The organism is Xanthomonas euroxanthea (assembly GCF_903989455.1).
Taxonomy (GTDB): Bacteria; Pseudomonadota; Gammaproteobacteria; order Xanthomonadales; family Xanthomonadaceae; genus Xanthomonas; species Xanthomonas euroxanthea.
This window is the reverse complement of the sequence record NZ_LR861803.1, coordinates 1,836,147-1,851,726: the sequence shown is the minus strand read 5'-3', so window position 1 is coordinate 1,851,726 and position 15,580 is coordinate 1,836,147. Positions and strand designations below refer to the sequence as shown.

Annotated in this window: 13 protein-coding genes; 6 read left to right on the top strand and 7 right to left on the bottom strand. The window is 67.1% G+C overall.

The window, feature by feature from the left end; all coding sequences use genetic code 11:
- The first annotated feature begins 58 nt into the window (after window positions 1-58).
- The 5 genes from H7A86_RS07935 (at window position 59) to H7A86_RS07915 (ending at window position 5,573) form a co-directional block, all read left to right on the top strand.
- Window positions 59-958: a hydrogen peroxide-inducible genes activator gene (locus H7A86_RS07935; RefSeq protein ID WP_104583328.1), complete on the top strand. Its 900-nt coding sequence runs from the start codon at window positions 59-61 to the stop codon at window positions 956-958.
- 88 nt (window positions 959-1,046) lie between these two features.
- Window positions 1,047-2,735 carry an ATP-binding cassette domain-containing protein gene (locus H7A86_RS07930; protein WP_104583329.1) on the top strand — a complete coding sequence of 563 codons (1,689 nt, stop codon included), beginning with the start codon at window positions 1,047-1,049 and terminating at the stop codon, window positions 2,733-2,735.
- On the top strand, window positions 2,719-3,810 hold the full coding sequence (locus H7A86_RS07925) for an efflux RND transporter periplasmic adaptor subunit (protein ID WP_104648391.1): 1,092 nt from the start codon (window positions 2,719-2,721) through the stop codon (window positions 3,808-3,810). The genes H7A86_RS07930 and H7A86_RS07925 overlap by 17 nt, the downstream gene beginning before the upstream one ends.
- The gene (locus tag H7A86_RS07920; protein WP_104648390.1) at window positions 3,807-5,210 is read left to right on the top strand and encodes a TolC family protein; all 1,404 of its coding nucleotides are present in this window, start codon (window positions 3,807-3,809) and stop codon (window positions 5,208-5,210) included. The genes H7A86_RS07925 and H7A86_RS07920 overlap by 4 nt, the downstream gene beginning before the upstream one ends.
- 150 nt (window positions 5,211-5,360) lie before the next feature.
- Window positions 5,361-5,573, top strand: a complete 213-nt coding sequence (locus H7A86_RS07915; RefSeq protein WP_119132278.1) for a hypothetical protein — start codon at window positions 5,361-5,363, stop codon at window positions 5,571-5,573.
- A gap of 267 nt (window positions 5,574-5,840) precedes the next feature.
- Here the strand turns inward: H7A86_RS07915 and H7A86_RS07910 are convergent, their stop codons facing one another.
- The 6 genes from H7A86_RS07910 to hrcA all read right to left on the bottom strand — a co-directional run bounded on the left by H7A86_RS07910 (window position 5,841) and on the right by hrcA (window position 13,233).
- Window positions 5,841-6,968 (bottom strand): prephenate dehydrogenase, encoded by a 1,128-nt coding sequence (locus H7A86_RS07910; RefSeq protein WP_119132279.1) that lies wholly within the window; start codon window positions 6,966-6,968, stop codon window positions 5,841-5,843.
- Window positions 6,965-7,873 (bottom strand): pyridoxal kinase, encoded by a 909-nt coding sequence (gene pdxY, locus H7A86_RS07905; RefSeq protein ID WP_119132280.1) that lies wholly within the window; start codon window positions 7,871-7,873, stop codon window positions 6,965-6,967. Before pdxY ends, H7A86_RS07910 begins: the two co-directional genes overlap by 4 nt.
- A 347-nt stretch (window positions 7,874-8,220) precedes the next feature.
- Window positions 8,221-9,348 (bottom strand): molecular chaperone DnaJ, encoded by a 1,128-nt coding sequence (dnaJ, locus tag H7A86_RS07900; RefSeq protein WP_104583336.1) that lies wholly within the window; start codon window positions 9,346-9,348, stop codon window positions 8,221-8,223.
- 143 nt (window positions 9,349-9,491) lie between these two features.
- Window positions 9,492-11,420, bottom strand: a complete 1,929-nt coding sequence (gene dnaK, locus H7A86_RS07895) for a molecular chaperone DnaK (RefSeq protein WP_119132282.1) — start codon at window positions 11,418-11,420, stop codon at window positions 9,492-9,494.
- Between the two features lie 142 nt (window positions 11,421-11,562).
- Window positions 11,563-12,081 carry a nucleotide exchange factor GrpE gene (gene grpE / locus H7A86_RS07890; protein ID WP_010366360.1) on the bottom strand — a complete coding sequence of 173 codons (519 nt, stop codon included), beginning with the start codon at window positions 12,079-12,081 and terminating at the stop codon, window positions 11,563-11,565.
- Window positions 12,082-12,180: 99 nt separating this feature from the next.
- The gene (gene hrcA, locus H7A86_RS07885) at window positions 12,181-13,233 is read right to left on the bottom strand and encodes a heat-inducible transcriptional repressor HrcA (RefSeq protein ID WP_104583337.1); all 1,053 of its coding nucleotides are present in this window, start codon (window positions 13,231-13,233) and stop codon (window positions 12,181-12,183) included.
- Window positions 13,234-13,349: 116 nt separating this feature from the next.
- Here hrcA and recN point away from each other — a divergent pair, with 116 nt between their 5' ends.
- Entirely contained in the window at window positions 13,350-15,014 is a 1,665-nt protein-coding gene (recN, locus tag H7A86_RS07880; protein WP_119132284.1) for a DNA repair protein RecN, read from the top strand.
- A gap of 111 nt (window positions 15,015-15,125) precedes the next feature.
- Here the strand turns inward: recN and fur are convergent, their stop codons facing one another.
- Window positions 15,126-15,536, bottom strand: a complete 411-nt coding sequence (gene fur / locus H7A86_RS07875) for a ferric iron uptake transcriptional regulator (RefSeq protein WP_016901564.1) — start codon at window positions 15,534-15,536, stop codon at window positions 15,126-15,128.
- Between the last annotated feature and the right edge of the window lie 44 nt (window positions 15,537-15,580).

Sequence of the window (15,580 nt, the reverse complement as noted above, 5' to 3'; positions counted from 1 at the left end):
GGCAGCGGCCCGGGCCGACCCTGCGCCCCCACGCGCCCCACCCCTGACGACATCCCGCATGCCCCGCCCCAGAACCACCATTCGCCAGCTCAGTTATTTCGTCGCGCTCGCCGACACCGGCAGCTTCACCCGCGCCGCCGAGCAGATGGGCGTGTCGCAACCCTCGTTGTCGCAGCAGATCCGTGCGCTGGAAACCATCGTCGGCGCCGCGCTGTTCGAGCGTGGCGTGCCGGCCATCCTGACGCCGCTGGGGCGCGACCTGCTCGATCGCGCGCGCAGCATCCTGCTGGACGTGGCCGATCTGGAAGACGTCCGCGCCACCTCGGCCGACACCTTGATCGGCACCATCCGGCTGGGCGTGTCGCCCACGCTGGGCGCCTACCTGATGCCGAGCCTGGTCGCGCGCCTGCATCGCGAACACCCGGCACTGCGCGTGCACGTGCGCGAAGGCCTGCCGACCGTGCTCGCCAGCGGTCTGGCCAGCGGCGTGCACGACCTGATCCTGGCGCAGCTGCCGGTGGCCGGGCGCGGCCTGCACAGCGAGCGCCTGTTCCGCGAACCGCTGCACGTGACCATGGCCGCCGATCACCCCCTGCGTGCCAAGGCCTGCATCACGCCGGCCGATCTGCGCGGCGCCAACCTGCTCACCCTGATGCCCGAATACCGCCTGGCCGAACAGGTCGCGGCGATCGCCATGGACGTCGGCGCCAATGTCCTGCGCGATTACGAAGGCACCAGCCTGGATGCGATCCGCCAGATGGCCGGGATGGGCATGGGTCTTGCATTACTGCCAGACCTGTATGTGCGCCAGGAGATCCGCGAGGGCGACGATGTTGTCGTACGGCCGATCAAAGGCGGACGCTACTATAGGGAGATCGGTCTGCTGTGGCGGCAAGGCGCAGGACGCGCGCCGGCCTTCGGGCTGATTGCCGATCTTCTGCGTGCGGTGGCCGCATAGGAAAATCCTATGCGTCGAATAAGCGCTGCTGCCTTGTTCGCCAACTGCAACTCGTCAATGCTTCATTGAACTCATCAACGGAAATCGAATGGCGGGCAAGCAGATCGGATGGCGGGAAGCGGGAGCCTGGCTGGCGGAGATCGTCGGGCCGGACATGCCCTATGTGCGCCTGGCCATGGTGTACGGGGTCGCGATCAGCCTGCTGTCGCTGGCTACGCCGATCTCTGTGCAGTTGCTGATCAACAGCGTCGCCAACACCGCGCTGCCCACTCCGCTGTGGACCCTGTCCAGCCTGTTGCTGGGCCTGCTGTTGCTGGTGGCGGCGCTCAGCGCGATGCGGGTGTGGATGATGGCGCTGTTCGAGCGCCGCCTGTTTGCGCGGGTGGTGGCCGAAATCACCGTGCGCGCGGTGCATGCGCAGAACCCGTTCTTCGCCGACCAGAACCGTGGCGACGTATTCAACCGCTACTTCGATCTGGTGGTGGTGCAAAAAGCGGTGCCCAGCCTGGCTGTCGGTGCCTTCACCATCGTGCTGCAATCGGCGGTGGGCCTGATCGTCACCAGCTTCTATCACCCGTTCTTCCTCGGCTTCAACGCGCTGCTGCTGCTGATCATCTTCGCGATCTGGATGATCTGGTCGCGCGGCTCGATCCGCTCGGCGGTGGAACTGAGCCACGCCAAGCACAACGCGGCGCACTGGCTGGAAAGCGTGGGTGGCTCCAACGGCTTCTACAAATCCAGCCGCCATCTCAACTTCGCGATGGAGCGCTCCGAAGCGGTGACCGCCACCTACGTCGCCCGGCATCGGCGCCATTTCCGCTACACCTTCACCCAGACGGTGGCGTTCCTGCTCACCTACGCGGTCGCCAGCGCGGCGCTGCTGGCACTGGGCGGCAGCCTGATCCTGCGTGGCGAACTGTCGATCGGCCAGCTGGTGGCCGCCGAGCTGATCCTCAGCGCGGTGTTCTACGGCATCGCGCAGTTGGGCACCTACCTGGACGTGTTCTACGACCTGGTGGCCAGCGCCGAGGAATTGTCGGTGCTGTATGCCATTCCGCAGGAGCGCCCGGTGGCTGCCGCGGGCAAGATCCCCGGCAACAGTGCCGTGCGCCTGGACGGGGTGGTGATCGAGGGGGCGCGCTTCGATTTCGCGCTGGAGGCCGGCGAACAACTGGTGACGCTGGCCGACGGCGGCGCCGAACGTCTGCTGGCGATGGTGCTCAAGCGCCATGTCGTCCCGGACCGCGGGCTGGTGATGGTCGGCGGCGCCGACATGGCCACCTTCGACATGTACCTGCTGCGCTCTGAAGTGACCGTGCTCGATCGGCCAACCATCGTCGAGGTCACCATCCGCGAATACCTGTCGATGGCCTCGGCCGAGGTGACCTCCGAGACGATGCTCGAAGCCATCGATACGGTGGGGCTGCGCGCGCGCATCGCCGCGCTGCCGCAAGGCCTGGACACCCGGCTTGCCGCCTCCGGCTACCCGCTGTGGATCGGCGAAGTGATGGCGCTGAAACTGGCCAACGCATTGCTGGTGCGTCCGCGCGTGCTGATGCTGTCGCAGCTGTACGACCTGCTGCCGGCCGAACGCCTGACCCGGGTGCTGCGGCAGCTGAAGCAGGCCGGCACCACGGTCCTGCTGTGCACCGGCCGGCCGGAGGACATCACCCTGGATGGCTGGTTCCGCCTGGAACCGGAGCGCCAGCAGCGCTACGCCACGCGCGCCGACCTGATCGCATCCACGCAGGAGGCCGACGATGCAGCACGCCTCTGACCGGATCGCGCACTTCCCCACCCTGGCATCCATGCGCCCGCCCAGCATCGCCAAGGTGTTGGCGTGGATGCTGCTGATCGGCGTGGCCATCGCCGGTTCCATCCTGGCGTTCGCGCCCTGGGTGCAGACCGCCAGCGGCAAGGGCCAGGTGGTGGCGCTGGACCCGGGTGACCGCCAGCAGCAGGTCACCGCCTTCGTGCCGGGCCGGGTGGAGCGCTGGTATGTACACGATGGTCAGCACGTCGCCAAGGGCGACCCGATCGCCCGCGTCGGCGACCTCGACCCGGACCTGCTGGCCCGTCTTGCCAGCGAGCGTGCGCAGGTGGCGGCGGAAATCAGCGCCATCCAGCAATCGCGCGCGGTCGCCAGTATCGATGTGGAACGCAGCCGCCAGCTGCTCGCCGAAGGCCTGGCCGGCCGCCGCGACTACGAGCTGACCCAGATCAAGGTGGCCGAAGCCGATGCCAAGCTGGCCGAATCGCGTGCCAAGCTGACCCGCATCGACATCCAGTTGAACCGTCAGTCGGCGCAGCTGGTGCGCGCACCGCGCGATGGCCGCGTGCAGCAGCTCAACGCCGCCAGCGGCAGCGCGATGGTCTCGCCCGGCACGGTGCTGGCGGTGATCGCGCCGGAGCGGGTGGAACGTGCGGTCGAGCTGTACATCGACGGCCGCGACGTGCCGCTGATCCGCCCCGGTCGCCCAGTGCGGCTGGAGTTCGAGGGCTGGCCGGCGATCCAGTTCAGCGGCTGGCCGTCGGTGGCGCACGGCATGTTCGATGGTCGCGTCCGCGCCATCGACCCCAATGCCGCACCCGACGGATTGTTCCGCATCCTGGTCGAACCGCAGCCGGGCAAGCCGGCCTGGCCGGCGCAGGAATTCGCCCGCCAGGGCGGCAAGGTGCGCGGCTGGGTACAGGGCGAAACGGTGAAGGTGGGCTACGAACTGTGGCGCCAGCTCAATAATTTCCCGCTGGAGTTCGGCCGCCGCCCGTCGGCGACGACGACGCAGGATGAGGGCAAGGCCAAGCCGGCGTCGGCCGGCAAGTCCGAAGACGACGAGACCGGCAAGAAATGATCCGCCGTCTTGTCGTCCTGCTGGTCGCGCTCGTACCGGGCGTGGTTGCCGCCCAGACCACCGCGCTGACGCTGGATGAAGTGCTGCGCTCCTCTGCCCGCGCTTCTCCGCAGATCATCGAGTCGCTGGCCAAGGTCCGCCAGGCCGAAGGCAAGGGCATCTCGGCCGATGGCGCGTTCGACACCGTGTTCGATATCGACGGCCGCTCGCGCGAGGCCGGCTACTACGACGGCAGCGCGATCGAAAGCACCGTCAAGCGCCCGTTCGACGACAACGGCGGCTATTACTACGGTGGTTACCGCTCCTCGCGTGGTTCCTTCCCGGTCTACGAAGACAAGTCCTACACCGACCGCGGCGGCGAAGTGAAGGTCGGCGCGCTGTATGCGCTGCTGCGCGACCGGGTGGTCGACGAGCGCCGCACTCGCCGCAGCGTTGCCGGTGCCGATATCGATGTCGCGCAATACGAAGCGGAAATGGTCGCCATCGGTGTGCAACGCCGCGCGGTGGACGCCTACCAGAGCTGGGTCGCGGCCGGCCTGAAGCTGCGCGCGTACAACGACCTGCTGCAGCTGGCCGAGCAGCGCCGCAATGCGATTTCCCGGCAGGTGACACTGGGTGCGCGGCCCACCATCCTGCTGACCGAAAACGACCAGAACCTGGTCCGCCGACGCGCATTGGTGGTGCGCTCGGAGCAGGACTTCGCCAATGCTGCCAATGCCTTGTCGCTGTACCTGCGCGATGAAGCGGGAATGCCGTTGATCGTGTCCACCGAACGCCTGCCGGCCGATACGTCGGCGCTGGAAGGTCTGGCCGGCGCCAGCAAGATCACCGCACCGGTGGAGCGCCCCGATTACCGCGCGGTGCTGACCCGCATCGATCAGGCCACTGCACGGCTGATGCTGGCGCAGAACGACCTCAAGCCACGCCTGGATGTGAGTTTCGAGGTCAGCAAGGACCTCGGGGCGCCCGGTGTCGGCGGCCCGAACCGCTCGCCGACCGATGCGATCATCGGCTTCCGCTTCAGCGTGCCGCTGGAAAACCGCGCCGCCAAGGGCCGGGTCGCCGAAGCACGCGCCGAGATCGAGGCGCTGGATCAGCGCAGCCGTTACCTGCGTGACCAGATCACGGTGGAGGTCGAGTCGATCGTCATCTCGCTCACCGCCGCCGAACGGCTGGCCAAGATCGCCGACGAAGAACGCGCCCTGGCCGACCGTCTGGCAGCCGCCGAGCGCCGCCGCTTCGAGCTGGGGTCGGGCGATTTCTTCCTGGTCAACCAGCGCGAGGAAACCGCCAACGATGCCCGCGTGCGCCTGATCGATGCGCAGGCGCGCATTGCCTCGGCGCGTGCAGAGCTGGCGGCGGCGACGGCCGATCGGGATGCGTTGCAGCTGAGCCGGTGAACGGGCTGGTGGTTGGCTCGCCAAACTTGCCGCATCGCGCAATGACGCCCGGGTAACACCTGCCTGCGCATGCTCGCTTCGGCCGGCCCGGCGCCGGTGGTGCGATCCCTGGCAGCTCGCACGACGTCCCTGATTCTTTCGGAGGTGCGTATGTCGTTCCGGCAATTTCCCGCAATCGGTGCAGATGGCGAGTCCTACGTCATCATCGAATTCCGCGACGAGCCCCAATCCCGCAACGGGCAGCAAGCCCAGATGCAGTCGCGCGCTGCGCCACGCTACGAACTCCCCGATGGCCGCCGCCTGCAGCGGCAGGGCCAGCGCTTCATCACCGATGGTGGCGAGTTACGGCTGTCCACGTCCTGAGATGACGCTGGTCATTTTTTGACCACCCGGGCGGCAACCCTTGCAGTGCAAGGGCTGCACGCGGTTATCCACATGCTTGTGCAGGTTTCATCCACACCCTGTGTGGATGAAACCGCTGTGGCAAGCACTTGGCGTCGTGCCCGGCCACACCCGGTATTGCCCCCATATCGCCCTCGGCGCATCGCATGCGGTTCAGTCAGCCAACATGGATCGCCGCAGGTCGCACGCCGCGATATCGGCATCGATCAGGCCGGCTGTGGATCGTGGCTACCCGGTGCGATCGGAACGCTCCAGCACCCGCCCGATGCCGCTGCGGTCGATGTCGCTGGCTGCCTGCGCCAGCGCCGCGCGATCGCTGTCCGGCTCGAACCCGATGCGGAAATGCAACTCGCCCACCGGCGTGCGCGACGAGTGGATCGACGACAGATTCACCCCATGCTGCTCGAACACATGCAACAGCGCACGCAACGAACCGGGCTGGTCTTCCGGCAGGTAGACGCTCACGGTCAACGGCTCGGTGAGGTCGGCCAGCAGGTAGCCCACGCGCTCATAGGTGTAGTTGCCCGCAGCCAGCGACTCGCCGCGTAGCGCCTGCGCGTTGTCGTCCAGAAACCGGGCGCGAAACTGCGCGCGCGCCGCATCGTCGCCTTGCGCGACCAGCGCGCGCAATTCGCGCAGCTGCAGCAACAGCCGGTCGAGCATCTCGCCCACGTACGGGTTGCCGAACTGGATGTCTTCATAGATCGCCGGATTGAGCGAGAGGATGCGCGCGATCACAGCGCTATCCAGCTCGAACGAGGCCGAGCGATACGGCATCAGCGCGCGCAGTTCGCCCAGCAGCGGCGCGTAGTCGCGCAAGGTGCCGGCCTGCGCCAGATGGGTGGCGTGCACCATCGCCTGCACCAGCGCCATCACGCGGTCGTGGTGCTCGGGCGTGGCGTACACGCACTCGGCCTGCAGCGCGGTGCACAGCATCTGCACCCATGCCGACCACTGCTGCAACCGTGCCTGGCAGACCACCATCACCCGCCCTTTCAAGGTGGGCGATTTGGGCGGTGCGGTCATCGGATGCAGGCCGACGACCTCGGCCGGCGATGCCAGCATCGCGGCAACCGGCGCCTGCTTGATCGAGGTGACATCCATCCACAACTGCGACGCGGCACGCGGGCCGGCAAGGTCCACATAACGCGCGATCAATGCGGCGGTGTGGCGAATCGGCGCAGAAAAGATCAGCACGTCCGCACGCTGCGCCAAGGTGGCCTCGTCCATGTCGCCGGCACCGGCCGGATCGAAGCCGATCACCTCCAGCCCCAGGCGCGTGCGCAAAAACTGCGCCAGCCAGCGTCCGTAGGCACCGGCGATGCCGACGATGCCGACCACCGGCTGCGCCATCATGCCAATCGCTCGAGCGCAAAACGCGGGGCAGCCGCGAGTGCGGCCGGTGCGGCGGCCAGCACATCGAACTCCTCGACGCCTGCATCCAATGTGGCTTCCAGTGCACCATGCACGCCGCTGAGCGCATGCCCCACCGCCTGCTCGAACGGCATATCGCGCAGCAGGAAACCGATCAGCAAGGCCATCAGCACATCGCCGGTGCCGGCCACATCCACCGGCAGATGCGGCGTGGCCCAGCGATACACCGCCGTGTTGCTGACCGCCAGGGTCACCAGCTCACCTGCCGCACCGGCCACGCTGTGCGCGAGCACCCACTGCGGACCGCGCGCCAGCAATGCGCGCGCGGCAACGACGGCATCGTCCTGCTTCAGACTGGGCAAACCGGTCAGTCGCCCAAGCTCGAACGCATTCGGCGTCACCAGCCAGGCATGCGGCAACAGCCGCTCGGCGAACACGCGCTCCAGTCCGGGTTCGACATACGGGCCGGTGTGCGTGTCGCCGATCACCGGATCCAGGCAATAACGCAGTTGCGGGGCCTGCGGCAGGGTCTGCTCCAGCCAGTCGGCAAACGCCTCGCCATTGGCCAGGCTGCCGAAATAGCCGGAAACCAGCATGCGGGCACGCTGCGGCAGGCCGCGCTCGCTCGCCCCCAGCAGCAGGTCGGCCAACCAGTCGGCCGGCAGGATGCGGCCGCGCAAGGTGGCGTAGAACGGCGCATTGCTCAGCAGCGTGGTCGGCACTTCCGCCACCCGCAAGCCCAGCGCACGCAGCGGTGGCACCGCCGCGCTGTTGCCGGCATGGCCGTAGACCAGTTGCGACTGGACCGAGATCACATCGATCGGCGAAGGACCATCCGGACGCTGGCGGCGGCCGTGGACCAGATGACTGTCGGGGGCATTGTTCATCGCAGCATTTTACGCCAGCGCCACGGCGCGCCCACCTTCGATCGATGCGACCGTCGTCCGCTCGCCGCTACGCCTACCGTCGCCAAGCCAGTCCTCGCCAGGCCGGTCCGTGCGCTGGCAGCAGTCGATATCGCCTCCGATCTGCGCCGGCTCCTGCCGCAAGAACGCAAATGCCGGCCCCGGGGCCGGCATTCGTCTGGAGAACCTCGCTCAGTCATTCAACTTTCCGGACATTCGGGAGCATTCATCCGCTCCCGCACATCCCGAATCGCCAAAATGGCGCACCGCTCCGGCCACACCGCTCTTACGATTCCCCGATCCCGATTCCCGATTCCCGATTCCCAGCCTCAGGACGTCATCCGATCCCAGAAGCCCTTGACGCCATCGATGAAGGTAGCCGACTTGGGCGAATGCTTGCGCGCATCCTCGCCGGTGAACGTGGCTTCGAACTGCTGCAGCAACTCGCGCTGGTCGGCGGTCAGGTTCACCGGCGTTTCGACCACCACGCGGCAATACAGATCGCCTTCGCTGCGACTGCGCACCGAGCGCACGCCCTTTCCACGCAACCGGAACAGCTTGCCGGTCTGGGTTTCGGCGGGAATGCGGATTTCCGCCTCCCCGCCCAGGGTGGCCACGCGCACGGTGTCGCCCAGCGCCGCCTGCGAAATACGGATCGGCACTTCGCAATGCAGGTCGTCGCCGTCGCGCTGGAAGATCGCATGCTCGCGCACGCGCACTTCCACATACAGATCGCCCGGCGGCGTGCCGGCCGGGCCGGCTTCGCCCTCGCCGGCCAGGCGGATGCGGTCGCCGGTATCCACGCCGGCAGGCACCTTGATCGACAGCACCTTGTCTTCTTCCACGCGACCGGCGCCGTGGCAGGTCTTGCACGGATTCTGGATCAGCGTGCCGCGCCCGTCGCAATGCGGGCAGCTCTGCTGCATGGCGAAGATGCCGCGCTGGATGCGGACCTGGCCGCGTCCGTGGCAGGTCCCGCACACTTCCACCTTGCCGTCTTCCGAACCACTGCCATGGCAGGGCTCGCACTCGATCAGGGTCGGGATCTCGATGCGGCGTTCGATGCCGGCAACGGCTTCTTCCAGATCCAGTTCCAATACGTAACCGACGTCGGCACCACGTCGCGCAGCGCGCGGACCGGCGGCGCCACCGCCGAAAATATTGCCGAAGATATCGCCAAAGATATCTCCCATGTCCGGGCCACCCGGCCCGCCACCACCGCCCATGCCGTGCTCGAACGCAGCGTGGCCGTGCGCATCGTAGGCGCGGCGCTTGTTGCCGTCCGACAACACCTCATAGGCTTCCTTGCACTCCTTGAACATCGCTTCGGCAGCAGCGTCGCCGGGATTGCGGTCCGGGTGGTGCTTCATCGCACAGCGCCGATACGCCTTCTTCAGCTCCTCGTCGCTGGCGCCACGGGCAACGCCCAGCACTTCGTAGTAATCGCGTTTGCTCATGACAGGGAATCGGGAATCGGGAGACGGGAATCGTTCAAAGCGTACATCCTCAGTAAATCGCAATCGAAAGTGGAAGGATCAGACAACGGGAAGGAGCGATGCCGCAGCACCGCTCCTCCCATTCTCGATTCCCTATTCCCCACTCACGCCTTCTTGTCGTCCTTGACTTCGGTGAACTCGGCGTCCACCACGTCGTCGGCGGCCTTGGAGGCCTGCGCGTTGCCGCTGGCCGCATCGGCGTTGCCGCCCTGCTCTGCCGCGGCAGCGGCGGCGTACAGCGACTGGCCGGCTTCTTCCAGGGTCTTGCTGCGGGCCTCGATCTGCACCTTGTCGTCGCTCTTCATGGCGGTTTCCAGATCCGACAGCGCCGCTTCCACCTTGCCGATCACATCGCCACCGACCTTGCTGCCATGCTCGGTGATCGCGGTGCGGGTGGCGTGGATCAGGCCATCGGCCTGGTTGCGGGCCTGCACCAGTTCCTGGAACTTCTTGTCTTCCTCGCGGTTGGCTTCCGCATCGGCGACCATGCGCTGGATCTCTTCGTCCGACAGGCCCGAACCGGCCTTGATCTCGACCTTCTGCTCCTTGTTGGTCTTCTTGTCCTTGGCCGACACGTGCAGGATGCCGTTGGCGTCGATGTCGAAGGACACTTCCACCTGCGGCATGCCGCGCGGGGCCGGCTCGATGCCGGACAGGTCGAACTTGGCCAGCGACTTGTTGAAGCGGGCCTGCTCGCGCTCACCCTGCAACACATGCACGGTCACGGCCGACTGGTTGTCCTCGGCGGTGGAGAAGGTCTGCGAGGCCTTGGTCGGGATGGTGGTGTTCTTTTCGATGATCTTGGTGAACACGCCGCCCATGGTTTCGATACCCAGCGACAGCGGGGTCACGTCCAGCAGCAGCACGTCCTTGACGTCGCCGGCCAGCACGCCGCCCTGGATCGCAGCGCCCACGGCCACGGCTTCGTCCGGGTTGACGTCCTTGCGCGGTTCCTTGCCGAAGAAATCGGCAACCGCCTGCTGCACCTTCGGCATGCGGGTCTGACCGCCGACCAGGATCACTTCGTTGATGTCGCTGGCGCGCAGGCCGGCATCGTTCAACGCGGTGCGGCACGGCTCGATCGACTTCTTGACCAGGTCCTCCACCAGCGCTTCGAGCTTGGCACGGGTCAACTTGATGTTGAGGTGCTTCGGGCCCGAGGCATCGGCGGTGACGTACGGCAGGTTCACTTCGGTCTGCTGGCTGGTCGACAGCTCGATCTTGGCGCGCTCTGCGGCGTCCTTCAGGCGCTGCAGCGCCAACGGATCCTTGCGCAGATCGATGCCCTGATCCTTGTTGAATTCGTCGACCAGGTACTCGATGACGCGGTTGTCGAAGTCTTCGCCGCCGAGGAAGGTGTCGCCATTGGTGGCCAGCACTTCGAACTGCTTCTCGCCGTCAACTTCGGCGATTTCGATGATCGACACGTCGAAGGTGCCGCCGCCCAGGTCGTACACGGCGATCTTGCGGTCGCCGCCCTTCTTGTCCAGGCCATAGGCCAGGGCTGCAGCGGTCGGCTCGTTGATGATGCGCTTGACGTCCAGACCGGCGATGCGGCCGGCGTCCTTGGTGGCCTGACGCTGGCTGTCGTTGAAGTAGGCCGGCACCGTGATCACGGCCTCGGTGACCTTCTCGCCCAGGAAGTCCTCGGCGGTCTTCTTCATCTTTTCCAGCACGCGGGCGGAGATTTCCTGCGGCGCCATACGCTTGCCATCGCTGGTCTGCACCCAGGCATCGCCGTTGTCGTGGGCGAGGATGCCGTACGGAACGTGCGAGATGTCCTTCTGCACTTCGGCGTCGGTGAACTTGCGGCCGATCAGGCGCTTCACCGCGTAGAAGGTGTTCTTGGGGTTGGTCACTGCCTGGCGCTTGGCCGAGGCACCGACCAGGACTTCGCCGTCCTTGGTGTAGGCGACGATCGAAGGCGTGGTGCGATCGCCCTCGGAATTTTCGATGACGCGGGCCTTGCCGCCGTCCATGATCGACACGCACGAGTTCGTGGTGCCGAGGTCAATACCAATGATCTTGCCCATGGATACGCTCCTGATGATTCTTTAGCTGTGTCCGGCGACGCCGGGTCTGGCTGAGATGTGGGGGTGGTGCGCGGGTGTTCAAGCCACCTGCACGAATCTGCGTTTCGCGCATGCGCCCGGCAGTTCAGCCGGGCGCCACGGTTCAGTCGTGCTTGGCCACGACCACCAGGGCCGGGCGCAGCAGACGTTCGTTGAGCAGATAGCCTTTCTGGAACACCTGCACCACGTGGCCCGGGGCGATGCCCTCGGCCTCGCCCTGGCTGATGGCCTGGTGCTGGTCCGGGTTGAACGGCTGGCCGACCGGGTCGAGCAGGGTCAGGCCGTTGTCGGCCGCAACCTTGAGCAGCTGCTTGTAGGTCATGTCCAGGCCATCGCGCAGCGGGCTGGGCTCGGTGCCGGCCGCGGTCAGGCCGGCGTCCAGGCTGTCGAACACCGGCAGCAGCTCGCCCAGCAGCTTTTCGTTGGCGAATTTGCGCGCGTTCTCGACATCACGGGCGATGCGCTTGCGCTGGTTCTCCAGATCGGCACGCTCGCGCAGGGCATCGGCCTTGACCAGCGCGATCTCGCTGCGCAGCGACTCGATCTCGGCCTTGAGCGGATCGGTCTCGGGTGGGTTCTGGGACAGGTCTTCGGAGTCGAATTCGGGGTGGTCTTGGTTCATGTGCAGTTCCCGGGCAAGCGGAACGCCCGCCCCAACGTCACCCCGTATGTGGGCGCGCACGCGCGTTTCAAGCAAAATGATCGTATCGATCGTTGCCGCTTATCGCGTGCCGGGCGGTTCCATCGCCGCGCCCAGCACCTGGGCGGCGGTCTGCACCAGCGGAATCACCCGGTCGTAGGCCATGCGTTTGGGCCCGATCACGCCCAGCACGCCCAGCACCTGGCCATTGGCGGCGTACGGCGCGGTGACCAGCGAGACGTCGTCCAGCGACACCATGCCGGTCTCCTCGCCGATGAAGATGCGCACGCCCGGCGCCTGGATGGTGCGTTCGAGCAGCTGCAGGATCTCGCGCTTGCTGGCGAAGGCCTCGAACAGCTCGCGCAGCCGGTCCAGGTCCGACAGGTCCTGCACGCCCATCAGGCGGGTCTGCCCGGCCATCACCATGTCGTCGGCATCGGCCGGTACCAGCGCCTCGCTGGCCAGGTCCACGCTGTGCGCCAGCAACTGCTCCATCTCGTTCTTGGCCAGGCGCAACTCGCGCAACAGGCTGGCGCGGATGTCCGCCAGCGCGCGCCCGGCAAATTGCGCATTGAGGTAATTGGCCACCCGCTCCAGCTCGGCCGGCTCGTAGGCCCGGCGCGGCTCGATCACCCGGTTCTGCACCTCGTTGTCGGCAAACACCAGGATCGCCAGCACCCGCCGGGCGTCCAGCGCCACGAAGTCGATGTGCCGGAACGCGAACTGCTCGCGCCGCGGCGCGCTGACCACGCCGACGAAATGGCTCATCGCCGACAGCATCTGCGAGGCACTGCCCAGCAGCGACTGGGTGCCGTTGCCGCTGGCAAGCTCCGCGCGCAGGCGCCGCACCTCCTCCTCGCCCGGTGGCTGCATCTGCACCAGACTGTCGACGAACACCCGGTACCCGTGCGCGGTAGGCACCCGCCCGGCCGATGTGTGCGGAGAGCTGAGCAGCCCCACGTCCTCCAGATCGGCCAGGATGTTGCGGATGGTGGCCGGGCTGACGTCCAGTCCCGCGTGCTGGGCCAGCGTCTTGGAGCCCACCGGCTCGCCGTCGCGGATATAGCGGGCAATCAGCGTCCGCAGCAGCTGGCGAGCGCGGGGGTCGAGCGTTGGGGACTGTGACGCGCGCATGGGATCATCCGGTGAGACTGGGCATAGATAATGTCTGGCCCTGCGGTTGGCAAGCGTCTTATTCCCTGCCCGCCGCTCCCACCCTAAGCTTCCCCAAAGCGTTCACACTCGACCCCATGCTCAGACACCTCTCCATCAAGGATTTCGCCGTCGTCCGCGCCACCGAACTGGAATTCGGGCCAGGCATGACCGTGGTTTCCGGCGAAACCGGCGCCGGCAAGTCGCTGATGGTGGACGCCCTGGGCTTTCTGTCCGGGCTGCGCGCCGACAGCGGCGTGGTCCGCCACGGCGCCGACCGCGCCGAACTGTCGGCCGAATTCCAGCTGCCGGCCCAGCACCCGGGCCTGACCTGGCTGTCGGACAACGAACTCGACGACGATGCGCAATGCCAGCTGCGCCGGGTCATCCGTGCCGATGGCGGCTCGCGTGCCTGGATCAACGGCCGCCCGGTGACCTCCTCGCAACTGGCGGAACTGGCTTCGCGGCTGGTGGAGATCCATGGCCAGCACGAACACCAGGCCCTCATGGCCCGCCACAGCCAGCTCGCCCTGCTCGACGCCTACGCCCGCAACGGCGCGCAGCGCGAGCAGGTGCGCCAGGCCAGCCAGCGCTGGCAGGCCTTGCTGGACGAGCGCGACGCGCTGTCCGCGCAAGGCGATGTCTCCGACCGCATCGATTTTCTGGAACACCAGCTCGGCGAACTGGAACGCGAGGACCTGGACCCGGCCGCGATCGCCGCGCTGGACGTCAATCACCGCCGCCAGGCGCATGCCACCGCCTTGATCGGCGCCTGCGACAGCGTGGCCCTGCAGCTCAATGGCGACGACGGCGCCTGCGCGCTGGGCCTGCTGCAGGACAGCCGCCACGACCTGGCGCGCGTGGCCGAGCACGAGCCACGCCTGGGCGAGGTCGATGCGCTGCTGGACAGCGCGGTCATCCAGATCGAAGAGGCGTTGGCCCTGCTCGACCGCGTGCGCGACGACCTGGAGGCCGACCCGGCCCAGTTCGAGGCGATGGAGCGCCGGCTCGGCCGCCTGCACGATCTGGCGCGCAAGCATCGCGTCACCCCGGACGAGCTGGCCGCCCAGCGCGAGCGCATGAGCCTGGAAGTGGAAAGCCTGCGCGGCGCCGACGAGCGCCTGCAGCAGCTGGACAAGCACATCGAGGCGGCAATCGGCGTCTGGCGCGGTGCAGCCAGCACCCTCAGCGCCAGCCGCACGGCCGCTGCCGAGGCCCTGTCGGCCGCCACCACCACGCTGATCGGCGAGCTGGGCATGGGCGGTGGGCAGTTCCTGATCCAGCTGCAGCCGCAGGACACCCTGCGCCCGGATCCCAATGGCGCCGAGCGGGTGGAGTTCCTGGTCGCCGCCAATGCCGGGCAGCCGCCCCGCGCATTGCGCAAGGTCGCCTCCGGCGGCGAGCTGTCGCGGATTTCACTGGCCATCGAGGTCGCCGCCCTCGGTCTGGACAGCGTGCCGACCATGGTCTTCGACGAGGTCGATTCCGGCATCGGCGGCGCGGTGGCCGATATCGTCGGGCAGAAGCTGCGCGCCCTGGGCGAAGAGCGCCAGGTGCTGTGCGTGACCCACTTGCCGCAGGTGGCCGCCAAGGGCCATGCGCACTATCGGGTCAGCAAGGCGCCGGTGGACGGCATGACCCAGAGCGCGGTCGAACTGCTCGGCCCGCAGGCCCGCCAGGAAGAACTGGCGCGCATGCTGGGCGGGGTGGAAGTCAGCAAGGAAGCCCGCGCGGCGGCACGCAAGCTGCTGCAGAGCGCCTGAGCAGATGGGCGTGGCGCCGGCAGAGCTCGGGGTGGCCGGGCAGCCGATGGCTGCAAACGCACAAGGCGGCCGAAGCCGCCTTGTCGTTGCCGCAATGCCACTGGCTTGCCGTCAGCGCGGGCGCTTCTTGCGCACGTACAGCACCAGCGAGTGCTCTTCCAGCTCGTAGCCATGCTGGGCGGCGATCTGACGCTGCAAGGCCTCGATCTCTTCGCTCTCGAACTCGATCACGTGGCCGGTGTCCACGTCCACCATATGGTCGTGATGGCCGCCGCGATCCAGCTCATAGACCGCCTGGCCGCCTTCGAAATTGTGCTTCAGCACCAGGCCCGCAGCCTCGAACTGGGTCAGCACCCGATACACCGTGGCCAGACCGATTTCGTCGCCATGATCGAGCAGCTGCCGATAGATGTCTTCTGCGCTGAGGTGGTGCTGGTTGCTCTTCTGCTCGAGCAATTCCAGGATCCGCATCCGCGGATGGGTCACCTTGAGCCCGACTTTGCGCAGGTCGTGGGTTTCCATATGTTCTCCGTTCATTGGCGATTTAGCGCCAGCTGCCATCAAAC

Excerpts from the sequence above, each read along its gene's own strand:
- H7A86_RS07935 (WP_104583328.1), top strand. The coding sequence starts at position 59 with ATGCCCCGCCCCAGAACCACCATTCGCCAGCTCAGTTATTTCGTCGCG.
- H7A86_RS07930 (WP_104583329.1), top strand. The coding sequence starts at position 1,047 with ATGGCGGGCAAGCAGATCGGATGGCGGGAAGCGGGAGCCTGGCTGGCG.
- H7A86_RS07925 (WP_104648391.1), top strand. The coding sequence starts at position 2,719 with ATGCAGCACGCCTCTGACCGGATCGCGCACTTCCCCACCCTGGCATCC.
- H7A86_RS07920 (WP_104648390.1), top strand. The coding sequence starts at position 3,807 with ATGATCCGCCGTCTTGTCGTCCTGCTGGTCGCGCTCGTACCGGGCGTG.
- H7A86_RS07915 (WP_119132278.1), top strand. The coding sequence starts at position 5,361 with ATGTCGTTCCGGCAATTTCCCGCAATCGGTGCAGATGGCGAGTCCTAC.
- H7A86_RS07910 (WP_119132279.1), bottom strand. The coding sequence starts at position 6,968 with ATGATGGCGCAGCCGGTGGTCGGCATCGTCGGCATCGCCGGTGCCTAC.
- pdxY (WP_119132280.1), bottom strand. The coding sequence starts at position 7,873 with ATGAACAATGCCCCCGACAGTCATCTGGTCCACGGCCGCCGCCAGCGT.
- dnaJ (WP_104583336.1), bottom strand. The coding sequence starts at position 9,348 with ATGAGCAAACGCGATTACTACGAAGTGCTGGGCGTTGCCCGTGGCGCC.
- dnaK (WP_119132282.1), bottom strand. The coding sequence starts at position 11,420 with ATGGGCAAGATCATTGGTATTGACCTCGGCACCACGAACTCGTGCGTG.
- grpE (WP_010366360.1), bottom strand. The coding sequence starts at position 12,081 with ATGAACCAAGACCACCCCGAATTCGACTCCGAAGACCTGTCCCAGAAC.
- hrcA (WP_104583337.1), bottom strand. The coding sequence starts at position 13,233 with ATGCGCGCGTCACAGTCCCCAACGCTCGACCCCCGCGCTCGCCAGCTG.
- recN (WP_119132284.1), top strand. The coding sequence starts at position 13,350 with ATGCTCAGACACCTCTCCATCAAGGATTTCGCCGTCGTCCGCGCCACC.
- fur (WP_016901564.1), bottom strand. The coding sequence starts at position 15,536 with ATGGAAACCCACGACCTGCGCAAAGTCGGGCTCAAGGTGACCCATCCG.